We start from the raw sequence: 21,916 nt of genomic DNA, 5'->3' as shown, positions 1-21,916 counted from the left end.
CCGGCCACAATTACTATATCTATCCGGGTGACTAGGTCGGTCGCACGAAATGTAGTTTTAACTTTAAAAAAGAAACTACAATATCGAACGACTCCATGACAAGGGATAGCCTTGTCAGGCGGATTCCATTTTTATGGTTTTCCCCAACTTGGGTGATAATGACGGTTTTTCTGAGTCAGCTTTGCCCGTTTAGCAAGCATTTTTCATGGATGGTACCCGTCAGGGAAAACGTCTCAGGGGTATATATCCACCTGATCCACAGAATGCCACCCCCGCGCTGCATGACACCTATCTTATATAAGGTGTGTTTCCGGCATGAGTTCATGCATAAAGATGCATGATTATCCGGGTCGGCTTTGATTGACATTTTTTTTGTGAACGCCAATATACGCGCGGGATTAAACAATGCCGCCTTGAGGGCGGTTTTTTATTTCCACTTTAGTATGGGAAACGCTGCCTGGCCGGCCCTTGCCGGAGGCGCTGCAATGAAAAGGCTAATGGAGGCCTGCTGCAATGACCAACGTTACGACTGTGCAACCGCTTTACGACACATATAATCGTGCGGCTTTGCGCTTCGAGCGAGGTGAAGGCATCTGGCTTATTACCGAAAGCGGCGAGCGTTATCTCGATTTTGCGGCGGGCATCGCGGTTAATGCGCTGGGCCATTCTCATCCGCATCTGGTGAGTGCGCTCAAAGAGCAGGCTGATAAGCTTTGGCATCTGTCGAACCTTTATGAAGTTCCGGGTCAGGAAAAGCTGGGTCAGCGTCTGGTCGACGCGACTTTTGCGGACAAAGTATTCTTTACCAATTCCGGTGCGGAAGCACTTGAATGTGCGATCAAGACTGCGCGTCGCTATCATTATGTAAATGGCCATCCTGAACGCTTCCGTGTCATTACCTTTGAAGGTGCATTCCACGGCCGCACGCTGGCAACGATCGCCGCTGGTGGTCAGGCCAAGTATCTTGAAGGTTTTGGCCCGAAGGTCGATGGTTTCGATCAGGTTCCATTCGGCGATGAAGCCGCATTGCGTGCAGCCATCACCGATGAAACGGCAGCAATTCTGCTTGAGCCTGTGCAGGGCGAGGGCGGTCTGCGCGGTTTCCCTGAAGAGTTTATGCGCCTTCTGCGCAAGATCTGCGATGAAAAAGGTCTGCTGCTGATCCTCGACGAAGTGCAGACAGGCGTTGGTCGGACCGGCAAACTCTTTGCGCATGAATGGTCGGGCATCACGCCAGACATTATGGCAGTCGCCAAGGGTATCGGCGGTGGTTTCCCGATGGGTGCTTGCCTTGCAACGGCTGAAGCTGCCAAGGGCATGACGGCTGGTGTGCATGGCACCACTTATGGCGGCAATCCGCTCGCTATGGCCGTTGGCAATGCCGTGCTCGATGTCGTGCTGGCCGATGGTTTCCTGGAAAATGTGCAAGAAACAGCACTCACCATGAAGCAGGGCCTTGCATCGATCATCGATCGTTTCCCGAATGTCATTTCGGAAGTGCGCGGTCGCGGCCTGCTGCTGGGTATCAAATGTGTTGTTCCAAACGTGGCACTTATTCAGGCTCTGCGCGACGAGCATCTGCTCAGCGTCGGCGCTGGCGATAATGTCGTGCGTATTCTGCCTCCGCTGGTGACAACACCGGAAGAAGCGCGTGAAGCATTGGCACGTATTGAAGCAGCCGTTGAACGGCTTTCTGTCGCAAATCCGACCAGCAAGACGGCATAAGATCATGGCGAACAACGGTATCAAGCACTTCATTGACCTCTCGACGGTTCCAGCTGACGAATTGCGCGCGATCATGGAAGACGCAAAGGCACGCAAGGCGCGCCTGAAGGCTGGCGAGATCGAAAAGCCTTTCGCAGGCAAGGTTCTGGCAATGATTTTCGAAAAACCGTCCACGCGAACCCGTGTGTCGTTTGATGTTGGTATGCGTCAGCTTGGCGGCGAGACGATCATGTTGACCGGTTCGGAAATGCAGCTCGGTCGCAGTGAAACCATTGCAGATACGGCCAAGGTGCTTTCGCGCTATGTTGATGCGATCATGATCCGCACAACATCGCATGATCGGATGCTGGAACTGGCTGAATATGCAACCGTTCCGGTTATTAATGCACTGACCGACGACACACACCCTTGTCAGATCATGGCTGACGTTCTTACATATGAGGAACATCGCGGCTCGATCAAAGGCAAGACCTTTGCCTGGATGGGGGACGGCAACAACGTCCTGCATTCGCTTGTGGAAGCTGCGGCGCGTTTTGATTTCAACGTCAATATCGCAACGCCGGAAGGCAGCGAGCCGAAGCAGCAATATATTGATTGGGCAAAGGCAAACGGCGCGAACATCATGTCCACAGCGGACCCTGATCTGGCGGCACGCGATGCAGATTGCATCGTGACCGACACTTGGGTTTCCATGGGGCAGGAAGATCATGCTCGTGGCCACAATGTTTTTATGCCCTATCAGGTGAATGCTGATCTGATGGCTAAAGCTGACCCTCAGGCGCTTTTCATGCACTGCCTGCCCGCACATCGCGGAGAGGAAGTGACCAATGAGGTGATCGACGGCCCGCAATCGGTCGTCTTCGATGAAGCTGAAAACAGGCTTCACGCCCAGAAAGCCATTCTGGCGTGGTGCTTGCAAGGCAGCTGATTGGGAGCATAATTTGTCTGACAAGATCAGCAATGAGCATAACGAAGCCGAAGTCGTTCATATTGATCTGAACAATTTCGACTTCGCAGGCGATGACGCCGTTGTGCCTTTCCAGGTGGAAGGGCTCGACGTGCGTGGTCGCGCGGTACAACTGGGCGGCACAATCGATGCCATCCTGAAACGCCATAACTACCCCGAACATGTCGCACGCCTTCTGGCAGAAGCAACAGTTCTGACCACGCTTCTTGGCACATCGCTGAAATTCGAAGGGAAGTTCATTTTCCAGACGCAGTCCGATGGGCCTGTCGATATGCTGGTCGTGGATTTCCGCACACCGCATTCTGTGCGTGCCTATGCACGCTTTGATGCCGAACGTGTCGCGGAAGCGGTGAGCGCTGGCAAAACCCGTCCTGAAGAACTTCTTGGTCGCGGAACACTTGCTTTCACGGTCGATCAGGGCGCGCATACGCAGCGCTATCAGGGCATTGTTGCGCTGGATGGATCAACGTTGGAAGAGATCGCACGCACCTATTTCCGTCAGTCGGAACAGATAGCGACCGATATGCGGCTGAGCGTTGCAAAGCTCGTTGAGCGCGACAGTGATGGTAAGCTTGTCGAGTGCTGGCGCGCTGGTGGTCTGATGATCCAGTTCCTGCCTGAATCGGAGCTGCGCGCACGGGTGCCTGATCTTCCGGGTGGTGACGGCGATGAGAACACCGTTGTTCTTGATCTTGAAGATGACGGATGGGATGAAGCGCGTTCGCTGGTCGGAACAATCGAAAGCTCGGAACTGACCGACCCACAGGTTGGCTCTGAACGTTTGCTTTATCGTCTGTTCCACGAGCGCGGTGTGCGTATCTATGAAGCGATCCGTGTTGAGGACAATTGCTCATGCTCGCGCGACAAAATCGAAGGCGTGTTCAATAATTTCTCGGCGGAAGAAATTCAGGACAGCATTCAGGACGGCAAGATTTCCGTGACGTGTGAATTCTGCTCAACGACCTATGAGTTCGATCCTGCACAGTTTGCGAAATAATATTATGAGAAAGGCGCTTTGAAAAAAGCGCCTTTTTTAATTCAGGGTTCGTCTTGTCTCTGGAATATCCAGCGAGAAAGCCGGAATATCGACATCAAAGGCACTCCCATCCGGTAATTGCATTTGATAGCGCCCGACCATAACACCGGATGTGGTGCTGAGAGGGCAACCGGATGAGTATTGATAAGAATCGCCCGGATTAAGTGTGGGTTGCTCGCCGATGACGCCAGCACCCTTCACCTCTTCGATGCGGCCATTGCCATCGGTAATCTGCCAGTAACGTGAGCGCAGCTGAACGGTCTGCGATGAATTGTTGGCAATGGTTATCCGGTAGCCCCAGACATAGCGATTTTCGTCCGGTTCGGACTGGTCTTCGAGATAAAACGGTTCAGCCGTTACCTCAATATCCCGCGTTACCGCTCTGTACATGCATACCCGCCTTTAAGTCTTATCAAACATACTACACAAAGCTATCGCCAAAGTTGCGCGGGAGGTCAACGAATTGATGCCGACAAATGCATTGCAATTGCCGAAATGTTCCGGCAATTGCGTCGTTTAGGCATCAATCTTTAGCGCGCGGCTGCAAGCGCTTCCAGCACGTCCTCAACCAGATCATCCTGGTCTTCCAGACCGACAGAGATGCGCAGCATACCATCTGAAATGCCGAGTTCCGCGCGTGCTTCGTCCGTGAGGCTCTGATGTGTCGTTGTGGCCGGATGAGTGATGATGCTCTTTGCATCGCCCAGATTGTTGGAAATGCTGAACACCTGCAAAGCATTTTCGAACTTGAACGCAGCTTCCTTGCCGCCTTCGAGTTCCAGCGCGATCAGTGTCGAGCCGCCAGTCATCTGCTTGGCGATGATGTCGGCCTGCGGGTGATCGGCGCGGCCCGGATAAATGACCTGCTTCACACCTGCCTGACCAGCCAGTGCATCGGCCACGGCTGCGGCAGATTGCGTCTGCTGACGCACGCGAACGCCGAGCGTTTCAAGACCTTTCAGCATGATCCATGCATTGAACGGGCTCATGCCGGGGCCGGTATGACGGAAGTAAGGCTGGAGAACTTCTTCGGTCCATTCCTGATCGGAAAGAATGATCCCGCCCAGACAGCGGCCCTGACCGTCAATATGCTTTGTGGTCGAATAGACGACAATATGCGCGCCGAGTTCCAGAGGCCTCTGGTAAAGTGGCGTTGCAAATACGTTATCAACGATCAGCTTTGCGCCGATTTCATTGGCAATGTCGGCGACAGCTGCAATGTCGATCACCTCAAGCGTCGGGTTTGACGGGCTTTCGAGCAGCATGACTTTGGTGTTCGGACGAACAGCCGCTTTCCAGTTTTCAATCTTTGAGCCGTCGATGATCGAGAACTCGACGCCATAGCGAGGCAGAAGCGTTTCAATGATGTAACGCGACGAGCCGAAGACGGCGCGCGCACAGATAACATGCTCGCCCGCCTGTACCTGACAGAGAATAGAGGCGGCGACGGCCGCCATGCCGGATGTGAAAGCGCGCGCATCTTCCGCGCCTTCGAGCGCGCACATGCGCTTTTCAAACATATCTGTGGTCGGGTTGGCATAACGCGAATAGATGAACCCCGGATCTTCGCCCTTGAAGCGGGCCTCGGCAGCTTCTGCTGTCGGATAGAGAAAGCCTTGCGTCAGATAAAGGGCTTCTGACAACTCTGCAAAGCCCGAACGCAGCGATCCTGCATGAACGAGCTGAGTTGCCGGGCGAAACTTACGGGTAGTCTTATTCGTCATTTTTCCAACCTGTCGAAAGCTGGTCGGCCGGGGCCTGGAAATGCCTCGGCGGCCAATAAAAAACCGGCCTCGCGAACACGCAAAAGGCCGGTAACGAACCGCGGCCTTATTTTAGCGAATTCTTTAACGTGGCTGCAAGCCGGCCGGCCAAATCACCACGGAACACTTTTTCCTTATGCCTCTTGAGCGGGGCCGTCAATGCTTGAAGAAGAGCGAAGAATAGAAATTGGCGCGTAGCGATCCTGTTGTTGCAATTTAAAGCTGGGGAAACTGGCTAAAAAAGCGTTAAAAAGCTGGTCTTGATTATTATGAGCGGTCAATGGTCATAGACCGATTTTAAGTAATTCACGGAGTTGAGTGGCATGACGCAGAGGGAAGCAGGCATTCTGGCAGATGCGGATATTGCAGCACTCTTTGAAAGTGGTTTGCTCAAATCTGCGCGTCCTCTGGATGCCGACCAGATTCAGCCTGCAAGCCTCGATCTGCGACTGGGGGCAAAAGCCTATCGTGTACGCGCATCCTTTATGCCGGGTCCGGGCACGCCAGTCATCGACAAGCTGGAGCGCTTGAAACTCCATGAGATTGATCTGACCCAAGGCGCAGTTCTCGAAACCGGATGCGTGTATATTGTCCCACTGCTTGAAAGCTTGTCGCTTTCACCGGAACTGTCGGCATCCGCTAATCCGAAAAGCTCGACCGGTCGCCTTGATATTTTCACCCGCGTTATCGCCGATGGCGCGCAGGAGTTCGACAAGGTGCCTGCTGGCTATAATGGCCCGCTTTATCTTGAAGTCAGCCCACGTACTTTCCCGATTGTTGCGCGCACCGGCTCGCGGCTGTCGCAAATTCGTTTCCGTCAGGGACGTGCGCAGCTGACTGAAGCAGAACTTGCAACACTGCATCAGAATGAAACGCTGGTGGCGGCAGAACAGCCAAATATTTCTGGCGGCGGTATCGCACTCTCGGTCGATCTTTCGGGCGATAAAGACAGGCTGATCGGCTATCGTGGCAAGCACCACACGGCGGTTGTGGATGTCGATCAGCGTGCGGCACATGATGTTCTCGACTTTTGGGAGCCGATCTATGATCGCGGTTCGCGTGAATTGGTGCTCGACCCGGATGAGTTCTATATCCTCGTTTCGCGCGAAGCAGTGCATGTGCCGCCGCTTTTTGCGGCTGAAATGACGCCTTTTGACCCGCTGGTCGGCGAATTTCGCGTGCATTATGCAGGCTTCTTTGATCCGGGCTTTGGTCACACCGCTGCTGGTGGAACGGGAAGCCGTGCGGTTCTGGAAGTGCGCAGTCATGAAGTCCCGTTCATTCTCGAACATGGCCAGATTGTCGGCCGTCTTGTTTATGAGCATATGTTGAATCGCCCGAAGGCGCTCTATGGCATCGATCTGGGATCGAACTATCAGGCGCAGCAACTCAAGCTCTCCAAGCATTTCAGGTGATTGCGTTCTTCCTGATCCCGTTCATATAAAGTGGGATGTGGTGGAGGACAGCTCAGGTGAAAAAAGGGAAGGATGAGGTTCGGGAAACAACGGCAGATGCGCCATTGCGTCGTCTATCTGTCGGTATCGTTGCGCTGCCCGGCTTTACGCTGACGGCACTCAGCCTGTTTCTCGATCCGTTTCGCCTCGCAGCCGATGATCGCGATAAAAGCCGCCAGATCCGTTGCGCCTGGAAAATCTGCACCTTATCGGGCGATCCGGTGACATCCAGTTCCGGTATGGTGATCGAGCCGACCGCTCCGCTGGGGGCGCTCGATGAATGCGATTATGTGGCAGTTGTTGGTGGCCTGCTTGCACAATACCGTCCGCGCCAGCAGGCATTGGTTGATCTGATCAAACGCGCAGACAAGCGCGGCAAGACTGTGGTCGGCCTTTGCACGGCTGCCTTTCTGCTGGCCGAAAGTGAGTTGCTTGACGACCGTAATTGTTGTGTGAGCTGGTTCCATCGTGATGATTTTCTTGATCTTTTTGATGGCTATACTGCCGATACGACAAGTCTTTTTCATCGCAGTGGCCGACACTATACCTGCGCGGGTGGCCTGGGCGCGGCCTCACTTTCGCTGTCGATCATCCAGAATGAAATCTCTGAGGAACTGGCCCGTAAAAGCGCGTCTATCCTGATGATCCCTTACGAACTGGTGCGTTCAGAACAGCCCGCATTGAGCTTTAACGGCGTTCGCTCGCCGATGATCCGCAAGGCGATCCGCATTTTCGAGGAAACGCTGGAAGAGCCTGTGCCGATGATTGATGTGGCGCGAAAGCTTGGCATTTCGGTGCGCCAGATGGAGCGCGGGTTTCGCATGGCGATCGGCAGGACGGCTTTTGAGGTGCGCGAAGAATTACGGGTCAAGAAGGCGCGGGAGCTTTTGTCCGAAACCGGGCTGTCGTTGCTGGAAGTTGCCGTCGCCAGCGGATTTACCGACACGCGCAGCATGAATCGCTCCTTTGTTCGCCAGAAGCAAAAGCCGCCCCGCGATTATCGCAAACAGCGATGATTTTCTAAGCTTACTTGCGAATCCTGCTGGGAGCACCTATTTTCCGCGGCGAAACTGCCACTTTGGCAGGTGACAGAATACTGGAGATTTGCATGTCTGATGGTGTGAACCGATTTCTTGGCGATACGCCTGCGCGCGTGTTGATCAAGCTTGTGCTGATCTCGCTGGTGGTGGGCGTGGTGATGAGCGCATTCCACTGGACGCCTTATGATATTCTTTATGGCATCCGCGATTTCGTGCTGCGCCTTTGGAATATGGGCTTCTCTGCCATCGCAGGCTTTGCCGATTATCTCATCCTTGGTGCAGCTGTTGTTATTCCCGTCTTTATTTTGCTCCGAATCCTGAGTTATCGCAAATAAGCGATAGTCCGGGAAAATGAAAATGCCGCAGAACAATAGTTTCACTCTTTCGCGCCGTGGATTTCTGATTCTTGCCGGCGGTGCGCTGGCTTATGCAGCCCTACCGAAGGGCTTTGCTGAAGCTGCTGCGGGCGACGTTGATCCAACGGCCTTGTTCAATCAGATCCGCAAGGCCAATGGCCTGCCATCCATGACGACCGACAGCAAGCTTGAGAAGGCGGCCCTTTATCAGGCGCGCCGCATGGCAAGCTTTGGCAAGATCGGCCATTCGGTCGGTTGGGGCAATGGTTTTGTCTCGCGGCTCAAGCAGGCCGGCATTCGCGGTCCTGCGGCGGAAAATGTTGCGGCTGGTCAGCCCAATACGCAAGCCGTGTTTGATGCCTGGATGAAATCGCCGGGGCACCGCAAGAATATGCTCGATCCGACATTCGGACATTACGGGCTGGCATGGGCCACGCCTGAAAACAATCCCCGTCGCATTTACTGGGCCATGGTGCTGGGGCTTTAATCCTGCTGACATAAGGTTGTCAGGGCTGCGACAATGCGGTGGCGGAATTCGCTGTCGCTTTGAATGATTCCAGAATAGAGCTTTCCCTATAAGCGCATCCTGAGACGTGGCAAGCGGTTGTCGGATAAGATGTGCTTTAGAAAAAAGATTGGAATTATGGGAAAGCCGGGGATCAGATGCTGCACGATCAGAGCATTGTTTCCAGACCATTTGAAGTAAACCATCGCATGGTGATGATGATCGCCGTGCCGATGACACTTGCCGCCATTACCACGCCCTTGCTTGGGCTGGTGGATATGGGGGTGGTCGGTCAGATGGGGCAGGCTGAGCTGATTGGTGGCCTCGCTATCGGCGCGCTGGTGTTCGACTTTCTGCTGACCATGTTCAGCTTCTTGCGCTCAGGCACCACCGGACTTGTGGCGCAGGCGGTTGGTGCGGAAGACAAGGCCGAAGAACAGGCAATTTTCTGGCGTGCGATCATTATAGCGGTTGCCGCCGGTCTCTTGATGATCCTGAGCCTGCCGCTCGTGCTGACCATTGCGTCTGATTTCATTCATCCCACGCCTGCCACGCAGCAAGCGATGGCGACCTATGTGTCGATCCGCATGTTTTCAGCGCCGGTCGCACTCATTAATTATTCAGTGCTTGGCCTTCTGCTGGGGCGCGGGCAGGGCATTCTGGGCCTTAGCCTTCAGGTGCTGATTAACGGCATCAATATCGTGCTCTGTGTTGTGCTGGGACTGGAACTCGGCTGGGGTGTGGCCGGTGTTGCATGGGCGACCGTCACGGGCGAAACGGTCGCTGCTATCGTCGGTCTTGTACTTGTTGCACGCCACTTCAATCGCTCGACGGGACGTAAACCCGACTGGACGCGCATCTTCGACAAGCAAGGTCTGGTGCGGATGGTTGCGCTTAACCGCGATATTATGATCCGCTCGATTTTGCTGCTCACAGCCTTTGCTTATTTTACGCGGGCAGGTGCAGAACTTGGCACAGTAACACTTGCGGCAAACGCTGTTCTGATGAATTTCTTCCTTATCTGCGGCTTCTTTCTGGATGGCATGGCAGCCGCCGTTGAGCAAATTGTGGGGCGCTCAGTCGGCGCGCGCTACAGCCCGGCTTTTGTGCGCGGTGCAAAGCTCACCTTCGTCTGGGGACTGGTCATGTCCGGCTTGATTGCGTTCTTTTTGCTGGTGTTTGGCGATGCCATCATTGATCTTCTATCGAAAGCAGAAGATGTGCGTGATGAGGCCATCCGATATTTGCCATGGGCTGCTCTGACGGGGCTTACGGGCCTCCTCGCATTCCATATGGATGGGGTTTATATCGGCGCAACATGGTCGCGCGATATGCGCAACATGATGTTCTTCTCGCTGATATTCTTTTTGGTCGTTCTTTATGCAGTAAAGCCCGTGATGGGAAATCACGGGCTTTGGCTGGCAATCAATCTGTTTTTGTCCATTCGCGGCATCACGCTTCTGGCATTGCTGCCGCGCAGATATAAGGCAGAATTCTTTAAGCCCTAATCAGATAGGCGGCGCGCGGCCCATTCCTTTGTGTCGCGGTCGCGCAGGTCAGAAATGCTGGTGACACCTGCGGCCTTTACAGCCTCCGACAGGCCACGCACGATTTCCGATGCGACGCCCGGACCGCGATAAATCATGCCAGTGTAAAGCTGGATGAGATCAGCACCCGCTTTGATTTTTGCAAGCGCCGTTTCAGCGCTATCAATGCCGCCAACGCCGATCAGGGGCATATCTGCACCGACGCGCTCGCGCATACGGGCCAGAATGATCGTCGAACGTTCAAACAGCGGCGCCCCGGAAAGACCACCGCTTTCTTCGCGGTTTTCAGCGCTGTTGAGACCATTGCGCGAGAGCGTGGTGTTGGAAACGATAATCCCGTCAAGCTTCTGCTCAAGGGCAACCGCTGCAATATCATCAAGCTCTTCGTCAACGAGGTCTGGTGCAATTTTAAGGAAAACCGGACGCTTTAGCGTGCACATCTTGCCTTCTTCATCGCGTGCGGCAAGCACACGCGAGAGTAGCTCGCGCAATGCATCGCGCGATTGCAGATTGCGCAGCCCCGGCGTGTTTGGCGACGAGATATTGACGGTGAAATAGCGCGCCAGCTGATAGAATTTGCGAATACCGGCAACATAATCGCCGATACGATCCTCAGCATCTTTGTTGGCACCAATATTGACGCCGACAATGCCGCTCTTGCCAGCGCGCTGCGACAGGCGCTTGAATGCTGCATCATGGCCTTCATTGTTGAAGCCAAGACGATTGATGACAGCGCGGTCATCCACCAGGCGGAAAATGCGCGGGCGCGGATTGCCGCTCTGCGGACGTGGCGTGATGGTGCCGACTTCCGTAAAACCAAAGCCGATTTTCAACAGCGCATCCGGCACTTCGGCATTTTTGTCAAAGCCAGCGGCCATGCCAACAGGATTTGGAAACTGCAACCCTGCAATCTTGACCGACAGCGCCGGGTCCTGCGGACGGCTACAGGTAACAATACCCGTTTTTAGTCCTGCGATGGACAGACCATGCGCTTGCTCGGCGTCGAGCGTAAACAAGGCACGTCGCCCAAAAAGTTTAAAAAGCCCGCTCATTTGTCCTCAAGCTCCGGGAAAATATGGAGACCATTTTCATCAAGCAGCAATGGCTCAACCTTCACGACCGCTGAGAGTGGCAGCACCGCATAAAGATGCGGAAACAAGGCGCCGCCGCGTGAGGTTTCGTATTTCAGCGCGTCGCCTAAAGAGGTCGCATCCACGCTTACCAGCAGCAGATTCGCTTGCCCGGTAAAATGTTTGGCGGCTGTTTCGCGCACCTGTTCATGGGTGGAGAAATGGATATAGCCATCGGCAACATCAACCGGTGCTCCGGTAAAAGTACCAGCCTGTTCTGCCTGCGCCCAGAGATCGCGCGGGGCGATCTTGTAGATGGTCGTTTTGGTCATGGCTGCTCTCTATCCCGAATTTATTTTAAAATCAAAGCATGACTTGTTCGTTTTTCTTGCATAGCTCCCATATGATGGGGGGCAGGATCGGAATAAGCCGATAGGAGATTTGACTATGTCTGGCCAAAACATGCCTTTGCTTCGCACACTCGTCGCTGTTTCATTTCTTGGCACGGGCTTTATAGCCAGCAGTGCTTATGCGCAGGATAATGGGCGCTATCGTATTGAAGGCACGGAAACCGGCTATGTGCGGCTGGATACGCGCACAGGTGCGCTTTCGGTCTGCAATGAGCAGCAGGGGCAGCTCATCTGCAAGATGGCAACCGAAGATCGCGAAGCATACGAGAACGACATTTCGGATTTGCAGGACCGCGTGAAAACGCTTGAGGACAAGCTTTCAGCGATTGAATCGGGCGCTGCATCCGCCACGCCTTCCAAGCTTCCCTCCGAGGCAGAGTTTGAACAGTCGCTTGGCTATATGGAACGCTTCATGCGCCGCTTCATGGATGTCGCCAAGAGCTTTGACAGTGAGCCTGAGAAGCCAGCAGCTGGCACGCAGCAATAAGCGTATGCTGCGAACGTAGCTCTTGCGCGCCATCGCTGAAAATGCTTGCCTTCCCACATCTGTTTGCTCAATAGGGGCTTAACAGGTGGGGAGGGAAGTTCGGCAATATGCAGGGCTGGGGAGTTTTAGGCGTTGCTTTTCTGTATTTGCTGATGTTGTTTGCCGTGGCAAGCATCGGCGACCGGCAGGCTGCACGCTGGAGCAGCGCTCCGCGCCCTTATATTTATGCATTGAGCCTCGCGGTCTATTGCACGTCGTGGACGTTTTTTGGCTCGGTCGGCCTCTCGGCTCAGCGCGGCCTGGAATTCCTGGGCATCTATATCGGGCCTATTCTGGTTTTCACGCTCGGCAATCGCCTCCTGCGCCATATCGTGCGATTGGCAAAATCAGAACATATCACCTCAATCGCCGATTTTCTGGCTGCCCGTTATGGCAAAAGCTTTGGTGTTGCGTCGCTTGCCACTTGTATCGCAGCAGTAGGATCCATCCCCTATATCGCGCTGCAACTCAAAGCCGTTTCGGGCAGTGTCGGACTGGTGATGGAGCATTATGGCGCTGCGTTTGATCCGTCATCTTTTGTGTTTGGCGATATTTCGTTGCCGGTAGCGGCGGTGTTGGCGGTTTTTGCGATCCTGTTTGGCACGCGCCACACGGATGCAACCGAACATCAGGACGGGCTTATTCTGGCAGTGGCGCTTGAGTCGGTTATTAAACTCTGCGCGTTTCTTATGGTCGGCTTGGCCTGTACTTTTTTCTTGTTTGGCTCCCCCGGCGAATTGATCGACAGAATTTCACACTCGCCAGCCGCACTTGACGCTTTTCACTATGAGACATCCATTGGCACATGGATCGTGCATACAATGTTGAGTGCCGCAGCGATTATCATGCTGCCGCGCCAATTTCATGTGACGGTTGTCGAAAGCCGCAGCGAGAAAGAATTGCGCACGGCTTTCTGGCTGTTTCCGCTTTACCTGATCCTGATCAACATCTTCGTTTTTCCGATTGCGCTGATCGGTGTGATGACGCTGGGCAATACAGTCAGCGGCGATCTTTATGTGCTGGCATTGCCGCTTTCAATTGGTGCGCACTGGCTGGCTTTGATCGCGTTTCTCGGTGGGCTTTCGGCTGCAACGGCGATGGTGATCGTTGCCTGCGTGGCGCTGTCGATCATGATCTCAAACCACCTGGTTCTGCCGCTGATCATCCGCAGACTGGCTGTTCGTCATCCCAATGGCCAGCACGATCTCACACAGATCATTCTCAACACGCGGCGGCTGACGATTATCGCCATTCTGGCGCTGGCCTTTGCCTATTATCGCATGGCGTCGAACAATATTCACCTCGCATCCATTGGCCTTATATCCTTTGCTGCCATTGCACAGTTTGTACCCTCCTTTATCGGCGGGTTATTCTGGCGTAACGCCAATGGGCGCGGTGCGATGCTGGGCCTTTTGGCAGGCTTTCTGATCTGGGCCTATACGCTGCTGCTGCCAACGGTTGCGCCGGAGGATGCAGCAATCCTGACCAATGGCCTGCTGGGTTTTACGGCCTTGCGCCCCGAAGCCCTGTTTGGCACCGATGCGCTGCCATTGACGCATGGCGTTATGTGGAGCCTCGCTGCCAACACGCTGTTTTATATTCTGGGTTCGCTTTCGCGTGCCTCGACACCGCTTGAGCGTATTCAGGCCAGTATCTTTCTGCCGCGCTATTCCATTACGGTGCCAACACTCAAACGATTCCGCACCACCGTCACAGTTGCCGAACTCAAGGCAACCATGGCCCGCTATCTCGGTGCAGAACGCGTTGAACGTGCATTTATCCGCTTTGAAGGGCGCGAGCAGCGCAGGCTCGATCCCGGTATGACGGTCGATACGCCATTGATCCGCTATGCAGAACAATTGCTGGGTACGGCGGTTGGCTCTTCATCGGCCCGTCTGGTTCTTTCGTTGCTTCTCAAGCGCAATGATGCATCGGCACGGGATGCGCGGCAATTGCTGGATGATGCTTCCATTGCCCTCCAACAAAACCGCGATCTCTTGCAGATTGCACTCGACCAGATGGATCAGGGAATCACCGTTCTCGACAAGGATTTGCGGCTCACATGCTGGAATCGCCAGTTCCGCAGCTTATTCGATCTGCCGGATGAGGTGATGCAGGTTGGCATTCCGGTGTCCGAGATTGTGGAGCATCTTGCACGCAGTGGCGATCTTGCTCCCAATGCGCAGCATGCAGCCATTCGTTCGCTGGCGACATTGCGCAAACCATGGCGACTGACGTTGAAATCGACGGGCAAGGTGCTTGAGATCAATTCCAACCCGATGCCGGATGGCGGACTGGTTGCGACCTACACCGATATTACCGCCGAAGTGGAGGCGGATTTGATGCGGCAGAGGGCGGCGGAACTTCTGGAGCAGCGCGTGGCTGATCGCACGGCAGAACTCACCCATGTCAACCAGAAACTGGCCAAAGCGCAGAGCGCTGCCGAAGAAGCCAATCTCGGCAAAACGCGCTTTCTGGCCGCCGCTGGCCACGATATTCTGCAACCGCTCAATGCTGCCCGGCTTTACAGCACTGCACTGGCCGAGAAGCTTGGTCGCGCAGAGACAAGCCAGCTTGCACGCAATATCGATTCTTCACTTGAATCGGTCGAAGCCATTCTCGGAATGGTTTTGGACATATCCCGGCTTGATACAGGTGCGCTGAAACCCGAGGCGACAGTTTTTCGGCTCGACCGCCTTCTAAGCCAGATTGCAACGGACTTCACGCCGATGGCACGCAAAAAGGGGCTGAAGTTGCGTGTAGTGCCATCAAGTATTGTGGTCAAAACCGATCGCAACATGTTGCGTCGGCTTATTCAGAATCTTGTTTCCAACGCGATTAAGTATAGTCGCAAAGGCAGCATCCTCTTTGGAGTTCGTCGCCGTGGCAAGTTTGTTGATTTGCAGGTGCTCGACACCGGCATTGGCATTCCGCAACAGAAGCTGAAGCTCGTTTTCCGTGAATTTACACGTCTTGATGAAGGAATGCGCGAGGCGGAGGGGCTGGGGCTTGGCCTGTCGATCGTTGATCGTATTGCGCGAATGCTTGAACTGCCACTGACCATTTCGTCCGAACCGGGCAGGGGCAGTGTGTTCATCCTACGCCTTCCGGTCAGCGATGAGATCGTGCCGGTTGAGGAAGTTGCCAGCCGCAAGGGCGTTAAGCGTGCATCCAGCCTGACCGGGCTCGATGTGGTCTGTGTCGACAATGACGCCAATATTCTTGCGGGTATGGAAACGCTCCTCCAAGGCTGGGGCTGCAATGTGACGACGCTTCGCAACGGTGCGGGTTTGAAAGTCTTCTGCGTTGAACGTGAGGTGGCGCCCGATATTATCGTGGCTGATTATCACCTTGATCATGAAAACGGGCTGGATATGATCGGCTTTGCGCGGGAACGCTTCGGCAGCGACATCCCGGCGATCCTGCTGACGGCGGATCGCTCCAAAGAAGTGCGCAAGCGGGCCGACGATGAAAATGTCATTGTGCTGCACAAGCCTCTGCGTCCGGCGGCATTGCGCTCGCTGCTTTCAAGCGCACTGCATCAGCGTCAGTCAGCCGCAGAATGAATGATCAGGGCGTGTCAGAGGTGAGCGTATCACTGCCAATCCGCGACAGAACAATGACGGCTTGCGTGCGGCTGTCAACGCCAAGCTTTTGTAAAACAGCGGAAACATGCGCCTTGACAGTCGCTTCCGAGACGTTGAGCTCATAGGCGATCTGCTTGTTGAGCAGGCCTTCGCCAAGCATTGTCAGAACGCGGGTCTGTTGCGGTGTGAGCGTCCTGATCTTGGCAATCAGGGCTTCGATTTCCGGGTCATGTGCCTGATCAAGATCAATATTCTCCGGCATCCAGACATCGCCTGCCAAAACGGCATGGACGGCTTCGCCAATGGTTTCCATGCTGGCAGACTTGGAAATAAAACCGGATGCGCCCAAGTCAAGCGCATGTCGAATCGTTGCAACATCGTCAGTTGCTGACACGATGATGATCGGCAGTGCAGGTTCAAGCGCTTTCAGGGCAACAAGGCCGGAAAGCCCCGTTCCGCCCGGCATGGTCAGGTCGAGCAGCAGAAGATCAATATCATCTCCGTCTGCGACCAGTTTTTTCGCAGCATCGAAATCGCCGACTTCAATGATTTCGGCCTCTTCCGGCAAGCTGGACAGCACTTGTCTGAGCGCGCCTCTGAAAAGCGGATGGTCGTCAGCAATGATAAACTGCATAAGCCTCGCACGCCATTTTGAAAGTCCTCCCCGAGCGATGCATTTTACATGCAACTGTTTCGTTTTATGCCGTTTTTCAATCCGGGCAACCAAAAATAGCGTTATCTGGCTGGTTTCTTATGTCGCATTGCCGCGTTGTGGCCGTATTATTTGCTAGTTTTAAGTTCGATCGAAAGCACCATGCTGTAGCGGGAATGAAAAGGCATCTTATGACGCGCAATACGCTTTATCCTGAAATTCAGCCCTTTAAAGAAGAGATGCTGCAGGTTTCACCCTTGCATCGCATCCATGTTGAACAATGCGGTAATCCCGATGGCAAGCCGGTTATCATGATCCATGGTGGCCCCGGCGGCGGTATAACGCCTGCTATGCGTCGTCTGCATGATCCCGAGAAATATCGTATCATTCTTTTCGATCAGCGCGGCTGCGGACGTTCCACGCCACATGCTGAATTGCGCGAGAATACAACCTGGGATCTTGTGGCCGACATGGAGCATATCCGCGCTCATCTTGGTATCGATAAGTGGCAGGTTTTCGGCGGCTCCTGGGGCTCGACATTGGGTCTGGCTTATTCCGAAACGCATCCTGAGCGGGTCTCGGAAATCATTCTGCGCGGCATTTTCATGGTTCGTCGGTTCGAAGTGGACTGGATGTATTCCAACGGCGCGAGCATCATTTTCCCGGACCACTTTGAGGCCTATCAGGAGCATATCCCCGAAGACGAACGCGGCGACATGATCGCAGCTTATTACAAGCGTCTGACTGATCGCGATCCGCAGGTGCAGCTTGCCGCAGCCCGTTTATGGGCGCGCTGGGAGGGTTCGGTGCTGTCAATCCAGCCTGATCCGGCGCGTGTGGAAGCATTTGGTGACGATCTTTATGCTGTCGCTTTTGCCCGTATCGAATGTCATTATTTCCAGAATCGGGGATTTTTGGAAAGCGATGACCAGCTTTTGCGCAATGTGGAGCGTATCCGCCAGATTCCGGGCGTCATTGTGCATGGCCGTTATGATATCTGCACGCCGTTTATCAATGCGTGGCAGCTTAAGAAAATGTGGCCGGAAGCCGATCTCAGAATCGTTGAAGATAGCGGTCATGCCGTGACAGAACCGGGGATCACACATGAACTGATCGAAGCGACCAAACGCTTTGCAGATTAACTTTAAAAAAGGCGCATTTTCTGCGCCTCTTTTTTTAGAGATCGTTAAAAAGCCCCTTTCAAATAGCGCCTTTTGAAAGTTTATCTTTTCTTTGAATATTTTCGCCTACAATCTAACGAGAGAACAATTGCGACCATATTCGGTTTCAAGTGTTTATCGTAAGGATTTTGTGGCGAAGCTTATCCGTTAGCAAGGACGGCCCGGTATAAGTTCGTGTTCGAGAGGGATACAGCAATGTTAAAGGAATTCAGAGAGTTCGCTCTCAAGGGCAATATGGTCGATCTGGCCATCGGTGTGATCATCGGTGGAGCGTTCGGTGGTTTGGTCAATTCCATCGTCAATGACATCATCATGCCGATCATTGGTTTGATCACAGGTGGTATCGACTTCTCCAATATGTTCATTCAGCTCGCCGGTGCACCTCAGTCCACGCTGGCGTCGGCTCGTGAAGCGGGTGCGACGATTGCCTATGGTAACTTCGTCACCCTGCTCATCAACTTCCTGATCATTGCATGGGTTTTGTTCCTCGTCGTTAAAGGCATGAACAGGCTCAAGAAGAAGGAAGAAGCAAAGCCGGAAGCCGCAGCAGAGCTTCCACGCGAAGAGGTTCTGCTCGCCGAAATCCGTGATCTTCTCGCAAAGCAGAGCAAAGCCTGAGTGCTTGACAAACGCTGACATAAAACGGGGCCTTATGGCTCCGTTTTTGTTTGATCCATCAATAGAGCTTATCGGATCATCACAAAATGCCACGTGATTTCATGCGTGTGCCTTGCTAAGCAGTGCAAAGACAATCCAAGTTTATGTGAGAAAACATGACGCTTATTGCCAATCTTCGACGCGAAGCAGCCCTTTCCCCGGAAAGCGGCATCATTACCGTAGCCAATCACGGTCGTGGCAAGGAAGGCATTATCCCGCTTTGGGTCGGAGAGGGTGATCTGCCGACCCCTGAGTTCATCCGCGCGGCGGCCCAAAAGGGCATTGCCGATGGTGAAACTTTCTACACATGGCAGGCCGGTATTCCCGATCTGCGTGAAGCCCTAGCCCGTTATCATGCGCGCCATTTTCCGCAACCGTTCAAACCGGAAAATTTCTATGTCACCGGCTCTGGTATGCACGCCATTGAGATGGCGCTCAAGGCAACAACAGGCGCGGGTGAAGAGGCAATTTATCTTTCACCGGCTTGGCCAAATTTCGTCGGCGCGGCAGGTCTTGCAGGGGCAGTGCCCGTACCTGTCGAACTTGAGTTTGGAGCCAACGGTTGGGTTCTCGATCCTGAAAGGATTGTAAGTGCGATCACACCGCGCACCCGCGCGCTGTTTATCAATACGCCCTCCAATCCCACGGGTTGGACCGGAGATCTTGATACGTTGCGTTTCATTCTCAATCTGGCGCGTGAAAAAGGCATCTGGATTATTGCCGACGAGATTTACACCCATTTCTATTATGGCGGTGGCCGTGCCCCTTCCTTCATGGACATTATGGAGCCGGATGACCGGATCATCTTCGTCAATTCTTTTTCAAAGAACTGGGCGATGACCGGTTGGCGGGTGGGCTGGATGAATGTGCATCCCTCCATCGGTCCGGCGATTGAAAACATGATCCAGTATTCCAATTCCGGTGTGGCGCAATTCATGCAGCGGGGTGCTGTTGCAGCCCTGGATCAGGGCGATGACTTTATTGCCATGCAGGTCGAACGCACGCGTTCAACACGGGACCGTCTTTGCGCAACGTTGCAGGAAACGGGAAGAGTTCGTCTGACACCGCCGCAAGGCGCGTTCTATCTGTTTTTCGGCGTCGAAGGTGTGACGGATTCGGTCAACGCCGCATTTGATATGGTCGATAACGCCAATGTCGGTCTCGCACCGGGCAGCGCATTCGGGGTGGGCGGCGAGGGCTTTTTCCGTCTCTGTTTCGGCCGAGATCCACAGCAGGTCGATGAAGCGGCGGCAAGACTGGTTCGCTGGATCAATAATCTTTAAAAAGAAAGGCCGGTGAAAACCGGCCTTTTTTCAATGCGTTGATGCTGAGTTGATCAGCCGCCGGCTTTAGAAACCATCAGCGGAATGATGCGGTCAGAATTTGCAGCTTTCGGCGCGTCCGGTTCAGCAAATGGAATGCCCAGCGTGTTCCAGACTTCCAGCAGCGCATCCTTGAGGCCATCAATCAGCGCATCGTCATGCAACGGTGATGGTGTGATGCGCAGGCGCTCGGTGCCGCGTGGAACGGTTGGATAGTTGATGGGCTGAATATAGATGCCATGCACGTCGAGAAGACGGTCGCTGGCTTTCTTGCAAAGCTCTGGATCACCGACCAGAATTGGAACGATGTGTGTTTCCGATGGCATGACGGGTAGGCCGGCTGCCGACAAAACATCCTTGGCGCGTTGCGACTGGCGCTGCTGGCCATCGCGCTCGACTTGCGAAGCTTTCAGGTGACGGATCGCAGCGGTCGCGGAAGCAGCGACTGCTGGCGGCAGCGACGTGGTAAAGATGAAGCCCGGCGCATAAGAACGCACGGCATCAATGATTGCACGTGAGCCGGTGATATAGCCCCCCAGTGCACCGAATGCCTTGGCAAGCGTGCCTTCGATAATATCCATGCGATGTGCAAGACCGTCGCGTTCGGTAATACCACCGCCGCGCGCACCATACATGCCAACCGCATGAACCTCATCAATATAGGTCATGGCATTATATTTCTCGGCCAGATCGGCAATCTTTTCAATTGGCGCAATGTCGCCATCCATCGAATAGACGGACTCAAATACGATCAGCTTGGCGCGGGAACGGTCCGCAGCCTTCAAAAGCTGTTCCAGATGCTCAACGTCATTGTGACGGAAAATCTTTTTCTCTGCACCGGAACGACGCACACCCTCGATCATCGAAGCGTGGTTTAATTCGTCAGAAAGGATCAGGCAGTTTGGCAGCAAGCGACCGATGGTCGAGATCGACGCTTCGTTGGAGACGAAACCGGATGTGAAGACAAGGCCTGCCTCTTTGCCATGCAGATCGGCAAGTTCGGCTTCAAGCTCAACAAGCGGGTGGTTATTGCCCGAAATATTGCGGGTGCCGCCTGCGCCGGAACCGGCGCTGTTGGCCGTATCGCACATTGCCTGAATGACATCGGGATGGTGCCCCATACCCAGATAGTCGTTCGAGCACCACACAGTGATCTCACGTGCTGAGCCATTGTTACGCCAGGTAGCGCGGGGGAAACGTCCAACAATGCGTTCAAGATTGGCAAAAACGCGGTAACGTTTCTCGGCGTGCAGCTGGTCGATCGCTTCTTCAAAAAACCGGCGATAGTCCATTATACGCTCCTTAGTTATGCTCTAGTACCGCTTTTGCATCTCTGCGTCCATGGCAGATTGACGGGCAATTTGCCACGTTTTCGTGAGGCTGCATTGATCAAAATCAAATAAATAGCCAAGTTTTTTAGCGTGTTATTAAACGGTAGATGAATTTCGGCGCCAGATCTCTGCGGCGAACATAGACCCGTGGCATCCCGAACGGATCATCACTTGCTCTTGCGCGGGCATGGACTGTTGTGGTGGCGGTTTCATACCCGGCTTCACGGCACATTTCACGATGAACGGGAAGATTGCCGCCATAAGGGTAGGCAAAATTTGTCACTTCCGATCCAAGCATATCCTCAAGCACGGTTTTGCACTGAGCGATCTGACGGCGGGCATCGTCGTCCGGTGTTTTCTCCAGATTGACGTGGTCAAGCGTATGCGCGCCGACCTCGTGGCCGAGTGCCGCCCATTCACGCATTTGCCCTACCGACATACAGGGCGATTGCGGTACCCCCAGAGCATTGTCCCAGACATTGCTGCCGCCGATCTGATTGGCGACAAAATAATTGGTGGCAGTAAAACCAAATTCAGCAAGCACCGGCAGCGCATTTTCGTAATTGTTGAGAAAGCCATCATCAAACGTAATGACCGCAACTTTGCCGGTCTTCTCGCCCTTGATGTAGGGCATGGCATCGCGCAGCGAAAGACCCTGATAGCCAAGCCTCTTTAACCACGCCATCTGGCTGCGGAATTTGTCAGGATGCACCCAAAGCCCGCGAAACGGAATTTTCTTGTGCGGTAAAGCGGCGATCTGATGATAAAGAAGAATCGGAACAGCCAT

General features: G+C 54.0%; 20 protein-coding genes and 1 riboswitch. Of the genes, 13 read left to right on the top strand and 7 right to left on the bottom strand.

From position 1 onward, the window contains the following. The first annotated feature begins 513 nt into the window (after window positions 1-513). From VBH83_RS11175 to VBH83_RS11165, 3 genes are read left to right on the top strand one after another with little or no spacing between them, the layout of a single operon-like run. The gene (locus VBH83_RS11175; protein ID WP_265982944.1) at window positions 514-1,725 is read left to right on the top strand and encodes an aspartate aminotransferase family protein; all 1,212 of its coding nucleotides are present in this window, start codon (window positions 514-516) and stop codon (window positions 1,723-1,725) included. A 4-nt stretch (window positions 1,726-1,729) separates the two neighbouring features. After that, entirely contained in the window at window positions 1,730-2,653 is a 924-nt protein-coding gene (gene argF / locus VBH83_RS11170; RefSeq protein WP_265982945.1) for an ornithine carbamoyltransferase, read from the top strand. Window positions 2,654-2,666: 13 nt separating this feature from the next. After that, the gene (locus tag VBH83_RS11165; protein ID WP_265982946.1) at window positions 2,667-3,689 is read left to right on the top strand and encodes an Hsp33 family molecular chaperone; all 1,023 of its coding nucleotides are present in this window, start codon (window positions 2,667-2,669) and stop codon (window positions 3,687-3,689) included. Window positions 3,690-3,725: 36 nt separating this feature from the next. Here VBH83_RS11165 and apaG read toward each other — a convergent pair whose 3' ends face one another. Both apaG and VBH83_RS11155 read right to left on the bottom strand, forming a co-directional pair. Next, window positions 3,726-4,118 (bottom strand): Co2+/Mg2+ efflux protein ApaG, encoded by a 393-nt coding sequence (apaG, locus tag VBH83_RS11160; protein ID WP_265982947.1) that lies wholly within the window; start codon window positions 4,116-4,118, stop codon window positions 3,726-3,728. Between the two features lie 140 nt (window positions 4,119-4,258). After that, window positions 4,259-5,452, bottom strand: a complete 1,194-nt coding sequence (locus VBH83_RS11155; protein WP_265982949.1) for an O-succinylhomoserine sulfhydrylase — start codon at window positions 5,450-5,452, stop codon at window positions 4,259-4,261. Between the two features lie 88 nt (window positions 5,453-5,540). Further along, a riboswitch (SAM riboswitch) is annotated at window positions 5,541-5,621 on the bottom strand. 193 nt (window positions 5,622-5,814) lie between these two features. Between VBH83_RS11155 and VBH83_RS11150 the strand changes: the two genes are divergently transcribed. The 5 genes from VBH83_RS11150 (at window position 5,815) to VBH83_RS11130 (ending at window position 10,354) form a co-directional block, all read left to right on the top strand. Then, window positions 5,815-6,906, top strand: a complete 1,092-nt coding sequence (locus VBH83_RS11150) for a 2'-deoxycytidine 5'-triphosphate deaminase (RefSeq protein WP_265982950.1) — start codon at window positions 5,815-5,817, stop codon at window positions 6,904-6,906. A 56-nt stretch (window positions 6,907-6,962) separates the two neighbouring features. Further along, window positions 6,963-7,961, top strand: a complete 999-nt coding sequence (locus VBH83_RS11145; protein WP_396997704.1) for a GlxA family transcriptional regulator — start codon at window positions 6,963-6,965, stop codon at window positions 7,959-7,961. Window positions 7,962-8,053: 92 nt separating this feature from the next. Then, window positions 8,054-8,320: a DUF6460 domain-containing protein gene (locus VBH83_RS11140; RefSeq protein WP_187546315.1), complete on the top strand. Its 267-nt coding sequence runs from the start codon at window positions 8,054-8,056 to the stop codon at window positions 8,318-8,320. A 22-nt stretch (window positions 8,321-8,342) separates the two neighbouring features. After that, complete coding sequence (locus VBH83_RS11135) at window positions 8,343-8,828, top strand: CAP domain-containing protein (protein WP_265982953.1); 486 nt, start codon at window positions 8,343-8,345, stop codon at window positions 8,826-8,828. A gap of 176 nt (window positions 8,829-9,004) precedes the next feature. Then, complete coding sequence (locus VBH83_RS11130) at window positions 9,005-10,354, top strand: MATE family efflux transporter (protein ID WP_265982954.1); 1,350 nt, start codon at window positions 9,005-9,007, stop codon at window positions 10,352-10,354. On the opposite strand, the gene VBH83_RS11125 is transcribed toward VBH83_RS11130, so the two are convergent. Both VBH83_RS11125 and VBH83_RS11120 read right to left on the bottom strand, forming a co-directional pair. Further along, a complete protein-coding gene (locus VBH83_RS11125; RefSeq protein ID WP_396997700.1) occupies window positions 10,351-11,445 on the bottom strand; it encodes a quinone-dependent dihydroorotate dehydrogenase in 1,095 nt (364 codons plus the stop codon). The genes VBH83_RS11130 and VBH83_RS11125 overlap by 4 nt on opposite strands. Further along, entirely contained in the window at window positions 11,442-11,795 is a 354-nt protein-coding gene (locus VBH83_RS11120; RefSeq protein WP_265982957.1) for a DUF952 domain-containing protein, read from the bottom strand. The genes VBH83_RS11125 and VBH83_RS11120 overlap by 4 nt, the downstream gene beginning before the upstream one ends. A gap of 115 nt (window positions 11,796-11,910) precedes the next feature. Here VBH83_RS11120 and VBH83_RS11115 point away from each other — a divergent pair, with 115 nt between their 5' ends. After that, window positions 11,911-12,360, top strand: coding sequence for a hypothetical protein (locus VBH83_RS11115; protein ID WP_265982958.1), 450 nt, complete (start codon window positions 11,911-11,913; stop codon window positions 12,358-12,360). A gap of 107 nt (window positions 12,361-12,467) precedes the next feature. After that, window positions 12,468-15,965, top strand: a complete 3,498-nt coding sequence (locus tag VBH83_RS11110; protein WP_265982960.1) for a NahK/ErcS family hybrid sensor histidine kinase/response regulator — start codon at window positions 12,468-12,470, stop codon at window positions 15,963-15,965. Window positions 15,966-15,969: 4 nt separating this feature from the next. Here VBH83_RS11110 and VBH83_RS11105 read toward each other — a convergent pair whose 3' ends face one another. After that, entirely contained in the window at window positions 15,970-16,620 is a 651-nt protein-coding gene (locus VBH83_RS11105; protein WP_265982961.1) for a response regulator transcription factor, read from the bottom strand. Between the two features lie 209 nt (window positions 16,621-16,829). Here VBH83_RS11105 and pip point away from each other — a divergent pair, with 209 nt between their 5' ends. The 3 genes from pip to VBH83_RS11090 all read left to right on the top strand — a co-directional run bounded on the left by pip (window position 16,830) and on the right by VBH83_RS11090 (window position 19,759). After that, complete coding sequence (gene pip, locus VBH83_RS11100; RefSeq protein ID WP_265982962.1) at window positions 16,830-17,780, top strand: prolyl aminopeptidase; 951 nt, start codon at window positions 16,830-16,832, stop codon at window positions 17,778-17,780. Between the two features lie 234 nt (window positions 17,781-18,014). Further along, window positions 18,015-18,437: a large conductance mechanosensitive channel protein MscL gene (mscL, locus tag VBH83_RS11095; RefSeq protein ID WP_265982963.1), complete on the top strand. Its 423-nt coding sequence runs from the start codon at window positions 18,015-18,017 to the stop codon at window positions 18,435-18,437. A 155-nt stretch (window positions 18,438-18,592) separates the two neighbouring features. After that, on the top strand, window positions 18,593-19,759 hold the full coding sequence (locus tag VBH83_RS11090; RefSeq protein WP_265982964.1) for a pyridoxal phosphate-dependent aminotransferase: 1,167 nt from the start codon (window positions 18,593-18,595) through the stop codon (window positions 19,757-19,759). A 53-nt stretch (window positions 19,760-19,812) separates the two neighbouring features. Here the strand turns inward: VBH83_RS11090 and hemA are convergent, their stop codons facing one another. Next, window positions 19,813-21,090, bottom strand: coding sequence for a 5-aminolevulinate synthase (hemA, locus tag VBH83_RS11085; protein ID WP_265982965.1), 1,278 nt, complete (start codon window positions 21,088-21,090; stop codon window positions 19,813-19,815). A 124-nt stretch (window positions 21,091-21,214) separates the two neighbouring features. Continuing rightward, window positions 21,215-21,916: a polysaccharide deacetylase family protein gene (locus VBH83_RS11080; protein ID WP_396997696.1), complete on the bottom strand. Its 702-nt coding sequence runs from the start codon at window positions 21,914-21,916 to the stop codon at window positions 21,215-21,217.

Origin of the sequence: Ochrobactrum sp. S1502_03, from assembly GCF_044435015.1 — a bacterium.
Lineage (GTDB): Bacteria > Pseudomonadota > Alphaproteobacteria > Rhizobiales > Rhizobiaceae > Brucella > Brucella chromiisoli.
This window is presented reverse-complemented; position numbering and strand designations above follow the sequence as displayed.

Excerpts from the sequence above, each read along its gene's own strand:
- VBH83_RS11175 (WP_265982944.1), top strand. The coding sequence starts at position 514 with ATGACCAACGTTACGACTGTGCAACCGCTTTACGACACATATAATCGT.
- argF (WP_265982945.1), top strand. The coding sequence starts at position 1,730 with ATGGCGAACAACGGTATCAAGCACTTCATTGACCTCTCGACGGTTCCA.
- apaG (WP_265982947.1), bottom strand. The coding sequence starts at position 4,118 with ATGTACAGAGCGGTAACGCGGGATATTGAGGTAACGGCTGAACCGTTT.
- VBH83_RS11155 (WP_265982949.1), bottom strand. The coding sequence starts at position 5,452 with ATGACGAATAAGACTACCCGTAAGTTTCGCCCGGCAACTCAGCTCGTT.
- VBH83_RS11150 (WP_265982950.1), top strand. The coding sequence starts at position 5,815 with ATGACGCAGAGGGAAGCAGGCATTCTGGCAGATGCGGATATTGCAGCA.
- VBH83_RS11140 (WP_187546315.1), top strand. The coding sequence starts at position 8,054 with ATGTCTGATGGTGTGAACCGATTTCTTGGCGATACGCCTGCGCGCGTG.
- VBH83_RS11135 (WP_265982953.1), top strand. The coding sequence starts at position 8,343 with ATGCCGCAGAACAATAGTTTCACTCTTTCGCGCCGTGGATTTCTGATT.
- VBH83_RS11130 (WP_265982954.1), top strand. The coding sequence starts at position 9,005 with ATGCTGCACGATCAGAGCATTGTTTCCAGACCATTTGAAGTAAACCAT.
- VBH83_RS11125 (WP_396997700.1), bottom strand. The coding sequence starts at position 11,445 with ATGAGCGGGCTTTTTAAACTTTTTGGGCGACGTGCCTTGTTTACGCTC.
- VBH83_RS11120 (WP_265982957.1), bottom strand. The coding sequence starts at position 11,795 with ATGACCAAAACGACCATCTACAAGATCGCCCCGCGCGATCTCTGGGCG.
- VBH83_RS11115 (WP_265982958.1), top strand. The coding sequence starts at position 11,911 with ATGTCTGGCCAAAACATGCCTTTGCTTCGCACACTCGTCGCTGTTTCA.
- VBH83_RS11110 (WP_265982960.1), top strand. The coding sequence starts at position 12,468 with ATGCAGGGCTGGGGAGTTTTAGGCGTTGCTTTTCTGTATTTGCTGATG.
- VBH83_RS11105 (WP_265982961.1), bottom strand. The coding sequence starts at position 16,620 with ATGCAGTTTATCATTGCTGACGACCATCCGCTTTTCAGAGGCGCGCTC.
- pip (WP_265982962.1), top strand. The coding sequence starts at position 16,830 with ATGACGCGCAATACGCTTTATCCTGAAATTCAGCCCTTTAAAGAAGAG.
- mscL (WP_265982963.1), top strand. The coding sequence starts at position 18,015 with ATGTTAAAGGAATTCAGAGAGTTCGCTCTCAAGGGCAATATGGTCGAT.
- VBH83_RS11090 (WP_265982964.1), top strand. The coding sequence starts at position 18,593 with ATGACGCTTATTGCCAATCTTCGACGCGAAGCAGCCCTTTCCCCGGAA.
- hemA (WP_265982965.1), bottom strand. The coding sequence starts at position 21,090 with ATGGACTATCGCCGGTTTTTTGAAGAAGCGATCGACCAGCTGCACGCC.
- VBH83_RS11080 (WP_396997696.1), bottom strand. The coding sequence starts at position 21,916 with ATGGCTGTTCCGATTCTTCTTTATCATCAGATCGCCGCTTTACCGCAC.